The following is an 18,443-nucleotide window of genomic DNA, read 5'->3' on the forward strand; positions in this document are numbered from 1 at the left end:
ATAAAAGTCCGACTTAGTAAATAAACCGGACATGTATTCTTGTGGTCGTCCATAGTATAGCTATGGTTGGCAAACGTTTTAGATTGGCCTATTATGTTTAATTTTCTTTTACTGCACTTTTAAACACTTCAATGCCTCCCACAATTGGCAAGTTGATCGTTGTTGCATCTAAATCAACCGTTAATTCAGTTCCGGGTTCCGGGTGTAATGTATATTCTTTATCACTTGAAAAAATCAGGAGTCCTATTTGTTGGCCTTTTTTAATTATTTGATCATCAGGCATTAAATCAAAGGATACCTCATAGAATTTACCGCTCTTTAGGGGTTCACTTTTTCGTAACGAGCTATGATTTTGCGGATCTGCCCAACCACGGGTAATAATGTTATCGGTGATTTTAGCCTCTCTTCCTTCATTCCAGGGCAACGAGACCAACCATACCGAAAGGTTTGCAGCGGGTTTACTGCTAGATAATCTGACTTTTACTTTTGGCGTTCCTGAAATATGAACATCTTCAGATAATTTTGGAGAAACATATAGCAAGCGATGATTTGTCTGTTCGGCTTTGGCTAAGGATGTCCCTGAAAAAGAGTAATTATCAACAAGTGTTTCCATACCTTGATTCGGTGTTTTAGAAAGACTTAGAGCTCCTGTCTTTGGGGCTCCAGAACTTAAATACAGCGTCACTAACGAGGCATCCGGATTAGGGTAGTCTGCATATGCTGTTGGATTATCTTTCCTATCATATTCACGAACTATCCATGCTTTAGCGTCATTTTCTACACCATTTTCCACACCGTGCAAATAGTGTGTAAACCATCTATTCATCATTGTAATCGGCGGTGGTCCTCCGCCATGATCGCTTTGGTGATAGAAAATTTGTGTTGGAAGTCCCATTTCCCGGGCTTTTTTATATATTCTGTAGCTATGCTCAGGCATGACATTCCAATCATTAAATCCGTGTGACATCAGCAGCGCAGCTTTCATTGGGGCCATATCATTTAAGTAGTCTCGACCCGCCCAAAAATCGTTATAATCGCCACTGATTCTGTCCATGCCATTTTTCATTTCGGTATCACGAATTTTAGAATTGCTATAGGCTCGTTTTGATTCGTCACCACTATGGATAAAGTCATATAAAACATCAATGTCTTCACCAAGATAACCCCCGGGAGATCTAACCAAACCATTTGACCGGTAATAATGATAATATGATGTATTTGGTGCTACCGGGATAATTGCTTCAAGTCCTTTTACACCGGTAGTTGCGGCAGCAAGAGAAAGGGTTCCATTATATGACGTCCCCGTCATTCCCACCTTTCCAGTAGACCAAAATGAGGTTACTTTTTCATTCCCATAAGGCGTTTTATATCCTTCAGCACGACCACAAAGCCAATCGATAACGGCTTTTGGAGCCAAAGATTCGTTATCTCCGCCAACAGTAGGTGATCCCTGAGATAAGCCCGTTCCTGGCGAAGATGAGTGTACCACAATATATCCTCTTGGCACCCATGTCCTAATCTGTGAATTAGAAATGACAGGTCGTTTGCCTGTACGAGTTACTTCCGGATGTACACGAGGTTTCCCCATTTCGCCAAGTTCATGCCTAACATCCCAAAATAAACCATCAGGAATAGGATTGGCAGTACCCGCATAATATGGGCTTGACTCATAAACCACAGGGAGTTTTAATCCCTCAGAATCCGTTTGATGCGGACGCGTAACGTCTACATGCATTCTGTCTAATTTGCCATCCCCATCCGTGTCAAATTCTGTCTCAACCCAGAGATCTTCTCTAATCCATTTGGTTTCATCCTCAAAAGCGGGAACTATCTGGGCCTCTCCATCTTTGAAAATGGGAATTGCTTTTTCTGATGTTTGTGAATTAACAGAAAATACATTTGCAATAAATAGTACAAGCAGGAAGGATCGTGTAATGTATTTTTTCATTATATATTCGTTTAGGATTGTGACCATGTTTGCCAACGGTAGGCATAAATAATTTATATTTTGAATATTCTTTTCATCTCGATAATCTGCAGATGGTGCCGGTCAATGTGATATCTAATGAATTCAAGCCTTTGAATTACATTTAAGGGACCACAGAGAAAATGAGGATATATTACTTCATTTAAAGGCAAGCCATCTAAAATAGAATTTAATTCTTTCAACAGGTCATCACAATTTCTGAAATGAGCGGACCACACTCCAAGAGTCCATTTCCCGTTAGGCGTAGCTGAGGGAGGTGCCTTTTCTTTTGGCTTCCAGGTTCTTTTTATTATTTCTTCCATAGACAATCCATCATTCTCTGATTTGCCTTCCCATACAGGTTCGCCTATCCGAAATTTTTCTGCTGCAGTGTAAATAAGATTAAAACCACCTCTTTCTGCCAAAACCAAATGTTCAATAACTTCTTGAATATTCCAGGATTCCACATCATTTTTTTTAAAGCCATCGGCCGCCGAAATACTATTTATTTCTTTGAAGATTCGAGATCTTGACAATTTGATTTCATTTTGCAAAGTGACTAAAACTTGATTCATACTATTTTTGTTTATTAATATGCTAAGTTGATACCAATTTTATTCAAATGACACCAAACCACCTTGATAAACGGACGTTTTATGCTTACGCCGAAGCTTCAGCATAAGCGCTAATGCCGTTTATTTTTTTGTTAGTGGCTGTTTGTTTCATAGGCTTCAGGAAAATTTCTTTTTGTCAAAAATGATCCTTTATCCATAATATCCATCGCTTATAGATATCCTTTCTATGTACTGGGTCATTTGGAAAATGGCCCGAAACCGGATAGGCTATGAATTTAGTTTCTACGCCATTGTCTTTTAAATTGTGAAATAATTTGAAAGATTGAGTAACTGTTACTCTTTGATCCAATGTATTAGAAAGAATTAGGGTCGGGGTTTTAATTTGGTGCGCATAGGTTATAGGCGATTGCTTGCGGTAATTATCGGCATTGTCATTAAGCCAAGGAGAACCACCGAGACCATAACCCGACCAAATATTCATGTCGGCCATATTATACCAGTCAAACCAATCTGTAACGGCGGCCCCGGCAACTGCGGCTTTCCAGCCCTGATAATGAGAGGTAAGCCAAACAGTCATAAAGCCACCATATGACCACCCTGATACAGCCATCTTATTTTCATCAATAAAACCTAGCTTTTTAATGGCTTCAATTCCTGCCATCACATCCTTTCCTGGCCCTTCACCCGCATCGTTTATGACAGATCTTTGATAAGCTTTTCCTAAATTATTACTTCCCCGGTAGTTAGGTTGGAAAACGACCCAACCCTGAGCAGCAAAAGCCTGTGCGAAAAAATTAAAATCTTCTAATGAAGAACCCATCGGTCCTCCATGGATATACAATACCAATGGGTATTTTTTATTTGATGAAAAATCAGGTGGATAAGTGATTACTCCGTCTTCGTCAAAGCCATCCTCACTTTTCCAGTTTATAGAGCTAACTTTACCTAAATTTAATTGAGAAATAGTGTCGTTGAAAGAAGTAATCTTTTCAGGAATGCTTTGATGATTTTTCATATAATACAATTCTGATGGCTCACTTGCTTTCGAACCAATAAATACTATTTCGTCATCAGGTCCTATAGCAATATTATTAAGCGAAGGAAGGACTCCATTTGTATCCAGATTCTTGTAAATGCCATCTAACAGACCACGCCATAAACTTACTTTCGTTCCATCAGGTGCACCAACAAGCAAACTCTGATCAGAGAACCAGAAATGTCTGGAAATGTTACGATCGATATCAAGAATTACATCTTTCTTTTTGACACCATTCTGATCCACAGAAAATAATCCCATGGGATTAAAAAATGGCTCTAATCCTCTGGTTTTGCTATATAAAACGACAGATAAATCTTTAGAAAAAGATGGATTCGCGGGAACTCCGGGTCCTTTGTCCAGCACAGTAATCTTCCTGGTTTCTATGTCAATAAGTTGCAATGAACTGTTTAAGAATTCTGCTGAATGTGGTTTAGGCTGTGCTATATAGACTAACTTTTTGCTGTCATTAGACCAATTTATACTACCCGAAAAAACATTGTAGCCAACTTCCCCTGAGGTTAACTGATACGCATTTTTACCTTCATTGGAACAGATCCAAATATGGGCCGGCACTGAGGCTTTTTTCGCCAGATACCAATCATAACCTACTTCAAAGGATTTGTTATGCTTTTCAACCCCCGTTTTTTCCGCTAAAGAATCCTTTTCAACATATGCAAAAAAAAGTCCGTTAGGGCTCCATTCGTATGTAATGACACCCATTTTACTATGTGTCAGTTGTTGGGCTTCCCCCCCTTGAGTTGTTAGTTTAAAAATTTGTTGTTTCTTATTGTTTCCTTCGGCTAAGAACGTTATGTGTTCACCATTAGGAGACCATTCCGGTTGATGAATTGAAGGCCGATTATAGGTAAGTGGTTTGGCTTCTTTAGTATCTTTTGATACTATCCATAATGAATTGATATATTTATTTTCTTCGAAGTCAGCTTTGCGGTTTATTAGCAATATTTTCGTTCCATCTGGGCTAATTTTTGGACTGCTTAAACCGACTAATAAGTCAAAATGTTCCAGTGTAAGATTAGACGACTGGGCAAAAACGGAATGCGATTTTGGAAAAATGGAAATAGCTAACAACAATAAGATGGGCAAGTACGGAAGTTTAAAGTTTTTCATTTTAATAGGAAGGATTTTGTCATTGTCTTAATAGTATTATTTGATATTATGTTGTTGTTTCTTTTTTTAATCATATAATTATCCAATATTCACATTAAACATATAACCAACCAAAGCAGTCAGTCCCATTGCAACCGTTCCCCAAAAAGTAATTCTTAAAATTGCTTTTCCAATACTTGAACCCCCTGTTCTAGCTGCTAATGCTCCTAAAATTATAAGAAAAAATAATGCAAAACCGTAAAGTGAATATTCCATACTTTTTAAAGGAAGAAATAGTGTAACTAAAAATGGAAGTAATCCTCCTACTGTAAAGGCTGCGCCAGAAGCAAATGCAGCCTGCATAGGTTTAGCTTGACTTATTTCATTAATTCCTAATTCGTCTCTAATATGTGCCCCTAACGCATCGTGTTCCGTTAACTCTTTAGCTACAGTTAAGGCAGTTTCTTTTTGCAGTCCTCTTTTTTCATAAATTTCCGCTAGTCTTTGTAATTCAATTTCGGGCATTTCATTTAGCTCTGACTTTTCACGTTCGATGTCGGCTTTCTCAACATCTGTTTGTGAACTTACAGAAACATATTCTCCAGCTGCCATTGATAAAGCACCTGCAACCAGTCCAGCTAATGTTGCCAAAATAACAGGTTCTCGCATATCACTCGCAGCAGCAACTCCAATCGCAATACTAGCGGTTGATAAAATTCCATCATTAGCTCCAAGGACAGCAGCTCTCAACCAATTACTTCGATGTATGTAATGATTGTCTAAATAATTGTCTAAACCCTCTGTTTTTTCTGACATCTGTTCTGTTTGTTCAAATTACACAAAACGGTTAGTATATGGCGCGTTTCAATGCGCTATATATTGTTATACCTAGTTTTTATTCCCTCTTTCAGAAGTTTTTATTACTTCCATTATAACATTCAAAGCCTTGTCATTCCCATTAAAATAATCTGTCGATGATAAACTGACAGGAATATGTGGAGCGATCCATTTACGATGGTCTTCTGCTTTATAAGTTTGATGATATTGGGAAGCTACAATTCCCATTAAACCAGAATATGGTAACTGAAACCATCCCGCTTCTCCAATAAAACTTGGTTTTGATCCACTAGGCTCACCCACTAAAATTGCATTTGTGAATTTTGTTATTTCAGTCAATAAATTTTGAGCTGCAGAAAATGTTCCTCTACCCATTAAAACGAAAATTTTTCCTTCAGGGTTTATAATTTCAAATTCGATTAATGTTTTTAGCATGGGAGGTACTATAGATCCATCTCCACCACTATTAAACCGCAAGTCTAAAATTAAGTTTTGAGAATTGCTTTGTTTTATATTTTCTCGAAGCTTTAAATTAAAATCCATCAACGTCAGTTCTTCTTTTTGTTGAACTACGTTAAATTGTATATACGTTACATTATGCTTAGGCAATGTTTTTGCCCAATAATTATCTTCTGTTTTGGATAAAAATAAAGGTTGATTCTCTGTTTTTAGCTTTGGTAATATTGGCATACCAGTAAACTGCCAAGCAACCGGATTCATTGCTACTTTTTCAGACTTTCCATCTTTATCACTTAAGGTTATTGTTACTTGATTCGCGTTCTTAATAATTCCCAAACCTTTTAATACATCAGGTAATCCCAAATAATAAGGCCCTAGCCAAAGTATTTGCATATCATTATCTCTTGCATTTACGGCATTTGTTTTTTGAAGTGCAGCTTCGATAGGTGTGTTTTCAATCGACTCTACCTTATAACCAATCCATTGTTCCAAGCCTTCCTCAGCATCAACAATAAATAGCCCATCATTAAACTGATAAAACTGAACGGGTAGTTTTTTAAAAGCGCCTTTGTTTGGAGATGTAGGTAAAATAAAATTATGTCCACTTCCTAAAGCTCCAAATAGTTTAATTATTTTGAAAATTATTTGTTCGTCAGATAATGACGCTATAGTTGTTTTTATATCCAGAATTTCTTTTGATAAATCTGTTTTAGAAATAGCTTGATTAGGGCTATAGCGTAGCTCATTAATTCGTTTTTCTAAATATGTAATATCTCTAGACCAGGCTTCTTCTCTTGTTATATCTTTTTGAGTATCATTCCCAAATAGCGCTAGAAAATCTTCATCTTCATTGAAGTTTTTAAAAGCAGAACTGCCCTTTAAGAACGGCTTTTCGTCATAACGTGCTGCAAAGCCTTTTCGCAGCCATAACATGGCATTAGCTTTATCTCCATCTTCAGCATATGCTTCAGCAATTTTTATCATAATATCATTTGAAGGTGCTGAACCTGTCGGAATTCCTGTTAAGATAGTTCCCCCAAGATCGAGGGTTTTCTTTAGTGCAGTAATAGCATTTTGATACTGCTCATCTTGATAATAGGAAATTCCTAATAAATAAAATATATCTCCATCGTTTTGATAGTGTTCCGTTAAGTTTTCTAAAATTGGAATCGCCTCTTGCCATTTTTCACTCTTTACTAAACTTACGGCTTCATTTCTCTGAAAAAAGTATTCTATCGTGCTTTCTATATTGCCGTTTTTCGTTTGGGAAAAAGCATAAGAGATATTAAGAAATATCAATAAGAGAATACTTGCTATGTTTAATTTGTTCATGTTTAATTCTTATTGTTTAAGACAATTAAGATTAGAATTGTTACAGTTTAATAAGTTTTAATTAAGCATATCGTCTCGGCTATGAGTAGTTGCGTGTCCCGATAGCTATCGGGATAGCATACAACTATGCAAGTATACACTAAACTGATCCCGATAACTATCGGGACCGTAGAAATTTTCAGAGCATGCAAGAACAAGCAACCTGTCCGCCTCTGGCGGATTACTTATAGCTATTGTTGGCGGTTCGTTTGTTATTTTCTTAAATGCTTTGTCCAAATGTCAATAGGTTGGTGTCTGGGTCAAGTACGGAAAATTCCTTTTGTCCCCAGGGTTTCGATTCCAATTTTCCATTCGGGTGAATACTCGTTTTATTATCTAACAATGTTTGGTAAAAATCATCAATGTTGTCAGTTCTAATATAAACTTTTCCATAATTCTCTTTGGGGTTAAGCTCCTTAAATTCAAAGAAGTGAATTTGAATTTGATCTTTTTCTACCATCAAATAACCATCAAAGTCTGCACTTCCAAATTCTTTAAATCCCAACTTATTTATATAAAATTCTCTCGTAACATTTTTGTCACGCATTGGTAGTTTCGGATTAATGTCAGTTAGCATAATTCGAATATTAGCTCATGTAAATTCTTGCTTTTCATATGTTCAAACTCAATTAAAGTGTTCTGTAAACTTCATCTGTAACGTGTTCTTCAAAGACCGCCAATGGTTTGTGAATGGTGCGTATCCCGAAGGGTATGCACGATACCTATTGTTGTGCTTAGTATTTGGTATTATTCTTTTTCATATTCTTTATCAATTTACCCAAGTCTTTACCCTTCTTTTTCCTTTCTGCTGCACTTGATTCATAATGAATTCTTTCTTTTTTCATTTTGAGGAAATTCTCATAAGTTTGAGAATTCAATTCACCCCTGTCTAAGGCGCGCAATACCGAACACCCATCTTCGTTAGTGTGAGTGCAGTTATTGTATTTGCAATCTTGAGAAAGATTTAATACTTCGTCAAATGTCATTTCAAATCCTTCGGTAGCATCAGTTATTCCGATTTCCCTCATACCTGGATTGTCAATTAAAATCCCATGCTCAGATACAATTAATTCTCTGTGCGTAGTGACATGTTTACCACGATCAATGTTTTCACTAATTTCACCCGTATACATTAATTCTTCACCTATCAACGTATTAATAAGAGTGGATTTTCCAACTCCTGAGGATCCTAATAAACAGAAGGTTTTTCCTTTGGCTAACTTGGAAATAACATCATCAATTCCTACTTTGGATTGGTTACTTAGAGGGATTATGGGAACGTTTTTTATTCTTTCTTGTACCTGAATTAACAATTCTTCCAATTCCAGATTCTCGATTAAATCGATTTTACTCAGAATTATAAAAGGTTCAATGTTTGATGCATTGCAAATTGTCAAATACCGTTCGAGCCGGTTGATGCTAAAATCTCTATTTACGGATTGAATAATTATCCCAACATCTATATTTACAGCAATAATCTGAGATTCACCTGACTTCCCAACAGCCTTTCGTTCCAAAGTTGAATACCTAGGGAGAACAGCATGGATAAGTGCTTTATCTTCATCGTATTCGGAAATTGCAACCCAATCACCTACTGATGGTAATTCATTCTTATTAGTTATTGTAAATCTTAAGTTCCCAATAAGTTCACAATCAAATTCGTTTGATTCAGTTTTTACAGTATAACGATCCCGGTGTTCCAGGACAACTCTACCAATATCAAAGGAGTCAAGGTTTTGTTTCTTTCGATATTCTTCTAATTCATTATTATACCCTAAATCTTCGAGAGTCATTTCTGTTTTTTTCTTATTAAGCACAACGGTCTCGTATAACTGTCAGTTATGGGTTTTAATTTACTAATTTTTGGTTAAGCACAGGCTTTAGCAATTCCAAGTGGATTCGGACGAAGTGGAATCCGCCGTAATTGTGGTTATACATTGTTGTAAACTGTTTTTTACTTTTTTTCTGGTTTATAAACATCTCGGAAAATCCTCCACTTATCTTTTTCTTTTTTCCAGACCAATAAGCATTCACCCTTACCTCTAGGTGTACCATCGCTATGAAAAAACTCAACGTATGCATCCTCGATTATGATATTTTCATTCCCCCATAAATTAATTATTCTGAATTTAATTCCAGTTATACTATCTCGTGTCATCTCGTATACCTCTTTCACAATATTATCTCTGCCAGAATAAGCACCAATTATTTTTGTGTCCAAAGTGTAAATGTCTCCAACAGCTATGGAATCTCCAATTTTTAATGCATCTTCAAATTCTTTGCTTCTTTGTTCAACAATTTTTGTTGCAGCTTCTATATCAAAATTACTATTGTTATTATTTTGAATTGAACTCGCTTCTGATTTTTCAGCGTTGTTTTTACATGACATATTAGCGAGTATTAATATGGCAAAAAATATTTTTACTGTTTTCATGTGTATTGGTTTTAAATTACCCACAACGGTCTTGTATAACCGTCAGTTACGGGTTATAATTTACGTTTTTTTCAGTTGTGGGAGTTGTTGATTTGTAGTACAATTCATTCGATTATCCATCTACCGCCGTTATTGCGGTTATACATTGTTGTGCATAGTATTTTATTTACTGGGTATTCTTAAAAGTATCTTCAAAAATTTTTTTCCATTCCCCATTAACCAATTGTTCCCCATATTCTTGAAAGCCTCCCTCTTGAGTTCTGCTGAAAAAAAATCTAGTCTTTTCATCTCTCCACACGATGAGCTGTCCATCCTTGTATTCCGCAGGATATCTAGCGGCGCCTCCTTTAGAAAATCGGTAGTAGTAGTATTTTTGGTCTTTTTCATCGTAATTGATTATCGTATGAAGTTGCAAAAACTCGGTATTCAACTCAATTACCAAAATACTCTTGTCTAGGTCATAGGAAATGTTTTCGTACGCTGAACCTTGTCTGGCAACAACCCCATTTTCATAAACTTTTGTCGTACCAACCCATTCTCCAATCATGAAGTTTAGTTGTTCCATCTTTTCTTGCTTTAGGTTTTGGGCGAACACTGAATTATGCAGAAAAATTAGAACAATAAAATAAAAGTATTTAGAAGCTTTTCGATATCTCATACTTGTTCGTTTAATATTAAGCACAACTCGTTGTATGAATACTAATATACCCCAATATCCCTAAAACTTCCCGGGTAAGTATCCCTTTTGGGAATTTATCCCATTATCATAATTCAGTTTGCTGGATTTTGCAAGACTCGTTACATAAAACAATCAACATTCATTTTACGTAAAGTACGAACTAAAAAGAGGCGAAAATAGGCCTGGTCGTAAACGTGTTTGTAAACTTTAGAAACAAAAAAGGAGGTATATTTTTGTAACTTCCACTCCGCCTTCACTACGTTGCTGTGGACAGGCTGGGCTAGTTTGCTTCGCTCCTGGATCAGAGAAACTAACTTATTCTTAACCAGATATTTGACAGCAAATAGCCTCTTCGGTTTTTATTGAATTGACATGACCAATATCATTTACATTGGTTAATCTAAATCCTATATTTTGAAATTAGATAACCACCACATATATACAAAATAGGCTTCTAAAAATATAATTTGCTTTAGTAAGGTATCATCCTCCCTTTCTGAGGTTAATAGTCAAAAGCAGGATTAATTAAATACCATTAACCATGATTACAACAAGAGATCGTCATGAGGTGGAGATGGAAATGAAAGAAACATTAGGATTGGTGCCTGGTTTCTTTAAAAGTATCCCTGATCAATACCTCGACTACGAATGGCAAATGTTCAAAAAACTTGAATTGGGAGAAACACTAATCCCAAATAAGTACAAAGAACTTATGGGCATCGCAATTCATGCGGAGACTAAGTGTGCTTATTGCACTTTATTTCACACAGAAGCAGCAAAACTTTTTGGTGCTACCGAAGAAGAAATACAGGAAGCTGTGCATTTTGCTAAGATGAGTGTTGGCTGGAGTGTTTATCTAAACGGCATGAGAACAGATTATGAAGAGTTTGCCAATGAGTTTACTCGAATTGGGGCTTTTCTTAAAACTAAACAACTCACCAATGCAAATTAAAAAAGGACAAAGAAACATTTTTCAGATTACATTAACGGGATATGAACTAGCGACCTTAATATCATCGGCCAGATGGATTGTTGATGGAGCTAAAGGCGAATTAACTTTGGAAGCTGCTAATAATCTTAAACAACTATTGGACAACTATGATAACGAAGCAAAAAAGCTGTATAGCCAATCCTCTTCGTGAATAAGATCCATTTAAAAGTTGCCAAAGATTTCATGTAAACCTGAATTTTATATTCCAAATTAAGAAAGAGATGTTTCCTTTTAAAAATTTGTAGGCAGATGCCAGAAAAATTCTGGTGTCTGTTTTTTTATTGGGATGCCTTTTTCTTCTATCCTTAATGATAAATAATATTTGCAAAATTATCCAATAGTATATTAATTATCACAGTATCCTAATGACCCAAATCATTTACTCCCCTGGTTGTGGCCTCTATCTTTATCCTTGCCATAACGTTTATTGAAATAGTGACTAAATACAACGCTGGTGAAAGCACTAAAAAATGGTTCAAAACCACAGCACTGTTCCTTTCAGGATTGATCCTCTTTCAAAGTTGTTCCGCATATAAAACTCCTGTAACCCTTGAACAGGCCGTTCAGGAAAAGAAAAAATAAAAATTATTACTACAACCAATGATGCTTTTAAATACAACTTCATTGTATTTGAAGATGGTCAGTTTTATGGTGTAAAGGTTGACTATGATACAAGAGAGAATGTAAAATTTCCAATTAATAAGGAGGAAGTGTATGAAGTACTACTCAAAAAAGGAGGATTTTCTACCTGGCCTACTTGGGCATGGATTGTTTTTGGAGTATTAGGAGTAGGAGTAATTTTAGGAATTATTTATTTAATCGCAGCGGCTACTTGCTGTGACATTTCCTGGATAAATGATTGAAGTCATAAAATTCCTAAGGAAATTTAATAGGTAGACATAAAATGAATGTTGTTTGATCTATGTGTCAAGTCTTATGATTTCCACTAAAACGAATTAACAATATTTAATAATTCAGTACCTTAGGAAGAACAACTAACTGATTCCTTCACATGATCAACTTTTTTAGGCGTATAAGACAGAATCTGATCGCCAATAACAAGGTATCTAAATATTTACTATATGCTGTTAGGGAGATTGTTTAGGAGGGGATTAGTTATGCCAGAATTTTAAGATTTTTTGGAAGGCCTCTGACTTGTGATATGGTTTAAAAAGCAGGTCGTTTTGAAAGGTTGAACTGGTAAATCGTTTCCCAGAACTAACGGCTTTTAATAAATTATCCATGGCTTTTTCCTCATCGCCTGCCATGGCATAATATTGAGAAAGCGCATAATCGACATTCCCAAATTGATATTTAGTCCGTAAGGTGTTCAAGTAAGCTAACATTTCCAGGGCCTTGTCTTGTTTCCCGTTCTGGTAATACGTCATGGCCAAATAAGAGGCATTTGAAATTTCATCAATGCTCTGCGTTATTAAGCTTTTCAATAAGGGCTCTGCCCCGAGATAGTCTTTCTTATAAAAAATGGTTTCGGCCTGCAATTCTTTCTCAGATTGTGTAAGGTCGTTTGCTTTTGTATTAAAATTTTTCAACAATCGATCAAGATAGTTTTCCGCTGTCTTGGTCTTTCCTAGCTTCATATATTCCAATCCTGTTTGGAACATCATGATCTCCCAAAATTCTATTCGCCCTAAGAGGCGAATTTGCTCTATAAGGTTCATCACTGCATTAGTATCACCATTTAAGACATAAGCCTTCATTAGGGCCTCCTTTATCCATTCATTACCTGCAGTCCGGGAATAAGGCTCCAGTAATTCTATAGTTTCATCAGTCTTACCTAAAGTCAAGTTGGCCATGCCCTTTACAAAATACCGATATTGGCAGGAAATACAATTATCAAGGTCAAAATCCTTCATATTAAGCGCGGTATAGATGCTATCAACATCCTGAGGCCTATTGACAAATTGCAGTGCCAAGACCATAGTACTTAGGTTTATTTCCAAATCTATCGGAACCTTATTGTATTCTTCCTTATAGGTTTTATAGGCCGTTTTATTGTCTCCCCTTAAACAAGCTTCATAATGATTAATTATATTCAACTGTTCTTTTTTGGTCACCGTTTCACTTGTCAAAACCTTCAACAATGAATCAGCCACAGCAAATTGGTCGCGATTGTAATAATAGGCTACACGATCTATTTTGGGCTTAAAAAAACTACTGTCTGCCGCAATGGCTTCATTAAGATATTTTAACTCTTCTGACGATTGCAATTGTGAAAGGGCGCTGCTTTCCAACCATAATTTATAAGCCTTAAAATTCGGAGGTGTTTCTTCATTTAACAATATGGTTTTGCCTTTAGAAAGGAGATAACCCAAAATCTGTTGCTTTGCGGCCTCAATGCAATCCAGTGGGCTCTTGGGATCACATTCCGTCACCTCAAAAGAGATCAATGTTTTATCCATAGTTCCATTTAGTACGGAACATTGCAACAAGAGTTTATCATTATTAAGATAATAGGCCCCGGTAACTACTTTTGTAGGATTTAAATATTCCTTAAGTACGCCATTTTCAATGCTGGGAACAAAAGAGGCCTTTAAAACTTTGGTATAATCATCAACAATTTGGGGAGAGATCACCTGACCCAATTTATTCTGTGTAATTCCATGCATGATCCAATCCACCGCCATTCTTCCTATAACCTCTAAATCTGGCTCTGTGGTGTTATTTTCAAATTTTAAAACGGCTATCCTGTTATTCCCATTTGCTTCGTCTTTTTCAAACACTAAGGCGCTTATATTATCTTCATTCAAAAAGTTTGCTTTCACAATAAGTGTGGCCGAAAAAACAGCAAGTAAGGAAATAACAAAAAGTGCAGTAAAATATATTTTCTGAAAAGGACTGTAAAAATGGATTCCCGGAAGATGTATTTTCCTTTTCTTTACTTCCATATCCCCTGATCTGGAGGAGACGCTTTTAGAATTAAATTTGAGGTCTTTTCTTCGGCTTAACTTTGATTCCAGAGGTTTTAACCGATATTTCCAAAGCAAATAAATATAAAATGGAAATCCTAATAACAAGACCAGGAGCAAATAAGTCATGGATATTTTGGGTAATCCAAAAGGTTCCCAGATTACCGATAACACCTGAATAAGTACCCAACTGGAAACAATATAGATCGAAAGGTTTTTAAACACCTCTTTTTCATGACATTCCTTAAAAAATTCTTTTAAATTCATTGACTACTATGTATAACACGGACATGATTTGAAGATCCCTCTCAATGACCATGCACCCTGGGTTCCAAGATAAGAATAAATTGAGAAGAAGAGATTTACATTAATAATTTGTTTCGAAGGAGAAGACTATCTTAACCAACCCTCTGTTCCATAAATTCCAAAATACAAGTTCCAAATTCCAAAAGAGTGGGTACGCCAATAATTTATTGGAATTTGTCATTTGCTATTTGGTGCTTACGACTACCTCAACCATACTTTCCTGTCCAGGATCTCATATTGAACGGCTTCATAAATATACCTGAATGTGTAAGGCTGATCTAGGCAAAATTCAAAGCTGCGGGCGACGCCTAACAAATCCTTAGCAGAAATCATGAATTAATTATTTGCGTACCTTGTTAAGGAAACCACCGACCACTACTACACATGATCAACTTCTTTAGAGGACAGAGCGTGTATCGTAAGAGACAAATTGTTCCGCCGGACCAATTTAGCAGCACATAGGGGCCAGATATAGCGTGTGGATAGCAGCCTGCCGCGCCGGCGTTTAAAGCAAAAACTATGATTAATTTTTTAGGCGAGTTAGACAAAAACTTGCAGACGATAACCAGACCTCCGCTAAGGCTTCGGCTGGTATGAAAACAGAAAAATACCTTAGTTATGCCATTGGAGAGATTTTATTGGTGGTTATTGGGATTCTGATTGTGTTGAGTATTAATGATTGGAATGAGGAAAGGAAAGAAAAATCTGAAAGAGATTATGTTATTCATGAATTATTAGCTGAGTACCCAGATAATCTAGTAATACTCAGATGATGTGTTGAGAAAAATAAGGGATCTTTAAGTCAAATGGATGCTATGTTCATTGATTTTAAAACAATGCAATACTAACTTGTTGTATTTCATTCTATTTTCAACTGCAGGGCAATCAGATCGCCAAAGGCACTGAGGAGTTGACAAATATCATGTTTTATGGAACTTTATTTAGGGATCTTTGGGCCGTTTTAGTACTCCCAATAATTTTAAAACTAGTTATGGAATTAATGAAGAAGATTGCAATCTGGCTTGGGCTAAGTATCCTGATGATGATTTTATGGGGAGTAGGTTTGATGATTGGGAATTTGATTTTTCCGAGTAATCTCATGGAAATGGAAACGGATAGCGATGGTGCTGCAGGATTCATTTTCTTTTTGGTAAGTGCACTTAATGCCGGGATTATACTTAAACTAATTTACAAAGCCCGTTATACGGGCTGGAAGCTGGCGGGTCTTGCCTTCCTGGTTTCCTTTGGGATCCAGTATTTCATGTCCCAAATTGAGACTGTTTGGTTTAATGATAGTCTTGGTTTGCCCGGCAATGGTATTGCGGCTATCGTTCTTGGAGGAGCATTTACCCTTGTTACTTTTACAGTGATTGCCATAATGATCACAGGCAAATTTAAAACTGAGCCCGACAAAAGCAATAATACTCCTGGTTTTAGATTTAGTGTCAAAAAGATACTATTACTTTCGGTGGTCATTTGGCCATTGATCTATTTTGCCTTCGGCTATTTTGTTGCCTGGCAATTTGCAGAAGTTCGCCTCCTTTACTCCGGGACCAGAGAGATAGATTCGTTTAAGGAGATCATGAAGGGAAATTTCCAATCCGGACTTTATCTGTTTCAGATCTTTAGGGGGTTTTTATGGGTTTTTATTGGTATCCTGGTTTTGAAGATGGCCAGGGGGGCCAAGATCTCGAAAGGTATACTACTGGGGCTTTTATTTACTATCCTTGGCAGCAGCGGATTATTGCTCCCCAATCCTATCATGCCCGAAATGGTGCGGATAGCGCATCTTCTTGAAACAAGCACATCCAGCTTTATTTGGGGGTTTATCATTGCGTGGACGCTGTGGCAGCCGGTACCGGGAACAGAAATGGAAAATAATGAAACAGAATAGGTTTTAAATACTACACAGGTTATCGCCAGGGTTTTTCACCAGTTCGTGATCCCTCCCCTACTTCATTACATTTTGGAGGATACACCCGTTCACTAAAATCATACACTGAATATTTTTTAACGCTCCGACTTATTTCGAAAATGAAAGCGTTTGATCATTCAAAGACTGGCTTAGGTTTTCAATTCCTGCTTTAATCAATCGGCGTTTTGGACCCGCTTTTTCCGCCAGAGCATATTGGACTTCCGCATCTTTGTACCTCCCCATTGCAACTAACCAGTCTGCATAGAGTTCGCGGGTTGGTTTTTGAATAGATGGCGGACCGTAACTATAGCTGACGCTTTCTTGCAGTTCAATTGATTTCAGCAGATGTTCTTCTGCCGTATTATGCCTCGCGACCAAATCTTCCCGCAATCCCAAAAGCTGCTGCTGTCTGGCCTTAGAAGTAATAATATCTGATGGCGCGGCCTCAGCCCTGGTCACATTTGAACATAATGTTGAGCTGGAAAATTCCTGTACAAAAGTTTCTCTCTTAATGTCAGACTCCATGATAGCAACAATGCTATCCATTTGCACCGTGTCTTTTGCTATATATCCTTTCATTCCTTCTAAAAAATAATATTGGGAACGAACCGAAATATTCAGATCGGAAATTTCTACCGGAATATCGGCTACCGCACTCTCCCACTCATCAGTTTCAGTAAGGTAGGTCCCCTTTAGAAACACCATATGAACCCGGGCCCTTGAGGATGGTTTTTCATTCATAAAACGCTGCATGTCCAACACCATTTTCCTGGCTTCTGCCCTGTTGTCTTGCTGCAAATAACCATACTCGAGCCAATGATAGGCATGGTATCCCCTGGCATCATTATCCAGTTCTTTTCGCTTCATTCTGTTCAGGCTGGCTTGATACGAATCAATATTAGAGGCAACTACCCGATCCCACATCCCCATAGCCACATAAATATGAGATGGCATATGTAGGGCATGACTTGCGTCCGGAGCGACTTTAGCATAGGCGTCGGCAGCCTCCAAAGCTAATACAGCGTGCTTAGGGTCATCGTATGAATGAATGGTATAGTGCAGGGCTCCCGGATGATTGGGGTTTTCAGCTAAAATACCCAGCGCAATTTTAGCACCCTTACCATATAATTCTTCATCACGTCCGTCTGGCACGGAGCCTAGAAGCGATAACGCATAAAATGCTGCCACTTCATGGTTGTCCGGATATTTTTTGGACAAACCCTCCATAAAATCCGCATAGGCTACATCCCGTTCCGGTTTGTCAGTTTCCGGTTTAAACAGAATCCTGACCCCCCCAATAAAATCCTGCTCCAGTTCTGTTGCGTTTTTTTCCAGATCCAGGGATTCCAGTTTTTTCAAAACTTCCACCCCTTCTTCATACTCTTGTTCACCCCATAAGCTATGATTATAGGTCATCGCTTCACCCCAATAGGCCATAGGCATTTGAGAATCCATTTCCTGAGCATTCCTGAACGCTTCACGGGCATCCTGATATTCGAAAGAATGCAGTAATAAAAGTCCTCTCTCAAATTGAGAAACCGCTTTTGCGTTTCCGGTTACCTCAAGATTAACCATTCCCAAAAATTCGGTCCTGGGCTTATTTTCTTTACATCCTATCAACAATATTGATGCAACAATAAATGCAACTGTTTTCATTCACTTTCCAAATTTATGTCGTTACCACCTGAATATTAGCGTGTACGTTAAAGATACTATTTTTAAACAGAGTGCAATAAAGGATGCTATGAAAGGCGCAAGGTTTAAAACTGCTGCATTATATAAAAGAATAAAATTTGAGCCCCGGGAACTTTAAACTATATTATGCACTCTTAAATGA

16 protein-coding genes are annotated in these 18,443 nt (G+C 37.1%); 5 read left to right on the forward strand and 11 right to left on the reverse strand.

Going from position 1 to position 18,443, the window contains the following annotated elements; all coding sequences use genetic code 11:
• Positions 1–97 precede the first annotated feature (97 nt).
• The 9 genes from Q0874_RS03080 to Q0874_RS03120 form a co-directional block, all read right to left on the reverse strand.
• On the reverse strand, positions 98–1,948 hold the full coding sequence (locus Q0874_RS03080) for a Xaa-Pro dipeptidyl-peptidase (RefSeq protein ID WP_299159222.1): 1,851 nt from the start codon (positions 1,946–1,948) through the stop codon (positions 98–100).
• Between the two features lie 53 nt (positions 1,949–2,001).
• Positions 2,002–2,541 carry a hypothetical protein gene (locus Q0874_RS03085; RefSeq protein ID WP_299159224.1) on the reverse strand — a complete coding sequence of 180 codons (540 nt, stop codon included), beginning with the start codon at positions 2,539–2,541 and terminating at the stop codon, positions 2,002–2,004.
• Between the two features lie 175 nt (positions 2,542–2,716).
• Positions 2,717–4,708: a S9 family peptidase gene (locus Q0874_RS03090; protein ID WP_299159226.1), complete on the reverse strand. Its 1,992-nt coding sequence runs from the start codon at positions 4,706–4,708 to the stop codon at positions 2,717–2,719.
• Between the two features lie 78 nt (positions 4,709–4,786).
• Entirely contained in the window at positions 4,787–5,503 is a 717-nt protein-coding gene (locus Q0874_RS03095) for a VIT family protein (RefSeq protein WP_299159228.1), read from the reverse strand.
• Positions 5,504–5,575: 72 nt separating this feature from the next.
• Entirely contained in the window at positions 5,576–7,315 is a 1,740-nt protein-coding gene (locus tag Q0874_RS03100) for a hypothetical protein (protein ID WP_299159230.1), read from the reverse strand.
• 259 nt (positions 7,316–7,574) lie between these two features.
• On the reverse strand, positions 7,575–7,931 hold the full coding sequence (locus tag Q0874_RS03105) for a VOC family protein (RefSeq protein ID WP_299159232.1): 357 nt from the start codon (positions 7,929–7,931) through the stop codon (positions 7,575–7,577).
• Positions 7,932–8,088: 157 nt separating this feature from the next.
• Complete coding sequence (rsgA, locus tag Q0874_RS03110; protein ID WP_299159234.1) at positions 8,089–9,147, reverse strand: ribosome small subunit-dependent GTPase A; 1,059 nt, start codon at positions 9,145–9,147, stop codon at positions 8,089–8,091.
• Positions 9,148–9,308: 161 nt separating this feature from the next.
• The gene (locus Q0874_RS03115) at positions 9,309–9,788 is read right to left on the reverse strand and encodes a hypothetical protein (protein ID WP_299159236.1); all 480 of its coding nucleotides are present in this window, start codon (positions 9,786–9,788) and stop codon (positions 9,309–9,311) included.
• Between the two features lie 166 nt (positions 9,789–9,954).
• Positions 9,955–10,353, reverse strand: coding sequence for a hypothetical protein (locus tag Q0874_RS03120; RefSeq protein ID WP_299159238.1), 399 nt, complete (start codon positions 10,351–10,353; stop codon positions 9,955–9,957).
• Between the two features lie 655 nt (positions 10,354–11,008).
• Between Q0874_RS03120 and Q0874_RS03125 the strand changes: the two genes are divergently transcribed.
• The 3 genes from Q0874_RS03125 (at position 11,009) to Q0874_RS03135 (ending at position 12,040) form a co-directional block, all read left to right on the forward strand.
• The gene (locus Q0874_RS03125) at positions 11,009–11,419 is read left to right on the forward strand and encodes a carboxymuconolactone decarboxylase family protein (RefSeq protein ID WP_299159240.1); all 411 of its coding nucleotides are present in this window, start codon (positions 11,009–11,011) and stop codon (positions 11,417–11,419) included.
• The gene (locus tag Q0874_RS03130; protein ID WP_299159242.1) at positions 11,409–11,609 is read left to right on the forward strand and encodes a hypothetical protein; all 201 of its coding nucleotides are present in this window, start codon (positions 11,409–11,411) and stop codon (positions 11,607–11,609) included. The genes Q0874_RS03125 and Q0874_RS03130 overlap by 11 nt, the downstream gene beginning before the upstream one ends.
• 242 nt (positions 11,610–11,851) lie before the next feature.
• Positions 11,852–12,040 (forward strand): hypothetical protein, encoded by a 189-nt coding sequence (locus Q0874_RS03135; RefSeq protein WP_299159244.1) that lies wholly within the window; start codon positions 11,852–11,854, stop codon positions 12,038–12,040.
• A 530-nt stretch (positions 12,041–12,570) separates the two neighbouring features.
• On the opposite strand, the gene Q0874_RS03140 is transcribed toward Q0874_RS03135, so the two are convergent.
• The gene (locus Q0874_RS03140; RefSeq protein WP_299159247.1) at positions 12,571–14,652 is read right to left on the reverse strand and encodes a hypothetical protein; all 2,082 of its coding nucleotides are present in this window, start codon (positions 14,650–14,652) and stop codon (positions 12,571–12,573) included.
• A 632-nt stretch (positions 14,653–15,284) separates the two neighbouring features.
• Between Q0874_RS03140 and Q0874_RS03145 the strand changes: the two genes are divergently transcribed.
• Together Q0874_RS03145 and Q0874_RS03150 are read left to right on the forward strand one after the other, a co-directional pair.
• The gene (locus Q0874_RS03145) at positions 15,285–15,464 is read left to right on the forward strand and encodes a DUF6090 family protein (protein ID WP_299159249.1); all 180 of its coding nucleotides are present in this window, start codon (positions 15,285–15,287) and stop codon (positions 15,462–15,464) included.
• A 227-nt stretch (positions 15,465–15,691) separates the two neighbouring features.
• Complete coding sequence (locus tag Q0874_RS03150) at positions 15,692–16,585, forward strand: hypothetical protein (RefSeq protein WP_299159252.1); 894 nt, start codon at positions 15,692–15,694, stop codon at positions 16,583–16,585.
• Positions 16,586–16,714: 129 nt separating this feature from the next.
• On the opposite strand, the gene Q0874_RS03155 is transcribed toward Q0874_RS03150, so the two are convergent.
• Entirely contained in the window at positions 16,715–18,262 is a 1,548-nt protein-coding gene (locus tag Q0874_RS03155; protein ID WP_299159254.1) for a hypothetical protein, read from the reverse strand.
• Positions 18,263–18,443 lie beyond the last annotated feature (181 nt).

This window comes from uncultured Eudoraea sp. (assembly GCF_947490415.1).
Lineage (GTDB): Bacteria > Bacteroidota > Bacteroidia > Flavobacteriales > Flavobacteriaceae > Eudoraea.

Excerpts from the sequence above, each read along its gene's own strand:
- Q0874_RS03120 (WP_299159238.1), bottom strand. The coding sequence starts at position 10,353 with ATGGAACAACTAAACTTCATGATTGGAGAATGGGTTGGTACGACAAAA.
- Q0874_RS03080 (WP_299159222.1), bottom strand. The coding sequence starts at position 1,948 with ATGAAAAAATACATTACACGATCCTTCCTGCTTGTACTATTTATTGCA.
- Q0874_RS03100 (WP_299159230.1), bottom strand. The coding sequence starts at position 7,315 with ATGAACAAATTAAACATAGCAAGTATTCTCTTATTGATATTTCTTAAT.
- Q0874_RS03115 (WP_299159236.1), bottom strand. The coding sequence starts at position 9,788 with ATGAAAACAGTAAAAATATTTTTTGCCATATTAATACTCGCTAATATG.
- Q0874_RS03150 (WP_299159252.1), top strand. The coding sequence starts at position 15,692 with ATGAAGAAGATTGCAATCTGGCTTGGGCTAAGTATCCTGATGATGATT.
- Q0874_RS03095 (WP_299159228.1), bottom strand. The coding sequence starts at position 5,503 with ATGTCAGAAAAAACAGAGGGTTTAGACAATTATTTAGACAATCATTAC.
- Q0874_RS03090 (WP_299159226.1), bottom strand. The coding sequence starts at position 4,708 with ATGAAAAACTTTAAACTTCCGTACTTGCCCATCTTATTGTTGTTAGCT.
- Q0874_RS03130 (WP_299159242.1), top strand. The coding sequence starts at position 11,409 with ATGCAAATTAAAAAAGGACAAAGAAACATTTTTCAGATTACATTAACG.
- Q0874_RS03155 (WP_299159254.1), bottom strand. The coding sequence starts at position 18,262 with ATGAAAACAGTTGCATTTATTGTTGCATCAATATTGTTGATAGGATGT.
- Q0874_RS03105 (WP_299159232.1), bottom strand. The coding sequence starts at position 7,931 with ATGCTAACTGACATTAATCCGAAACTACCAATGCGTGACAAAAATGTT.
- Q0874_RS03140 (WP_299159247.1), bottom strand. The coding sequence starts at position 14,652 with ATGAATTTAAAAGAATTTTTTAAGGAATGTCATGAAAAAGAGGTGTTT.
- Q0874_RS03145 (WP_299159249.1), top strand. The coding sequence starts at position 15,285 with ATGAAAACAGAAAAATACCTTAGTTATGCCATTGGAGAGATTTTATTG.
- rsgA (WP_299159234.1), bottom strand. The coding sequence starts at position 9,147 with ATGACTCTCGAAGATTTAGGGTATAATAATGAATTAGAAGAATATCGA.
- Q0874_RS03085 (WP_299159224.1), bottom strand. The coding sequence starts at position 2,541 with ATGAATCAAGTTTTAGTCACTTTGCAAAATGAAATCAAATTGTCAAGA.
- Q0874_RS03125 (WP_299159240.1), top strand. The coding sequence starts at position 11,009 with ATGATTACAACAAGAGATCGTCATGAGGTGGAGATGGAAATGAAAGAA.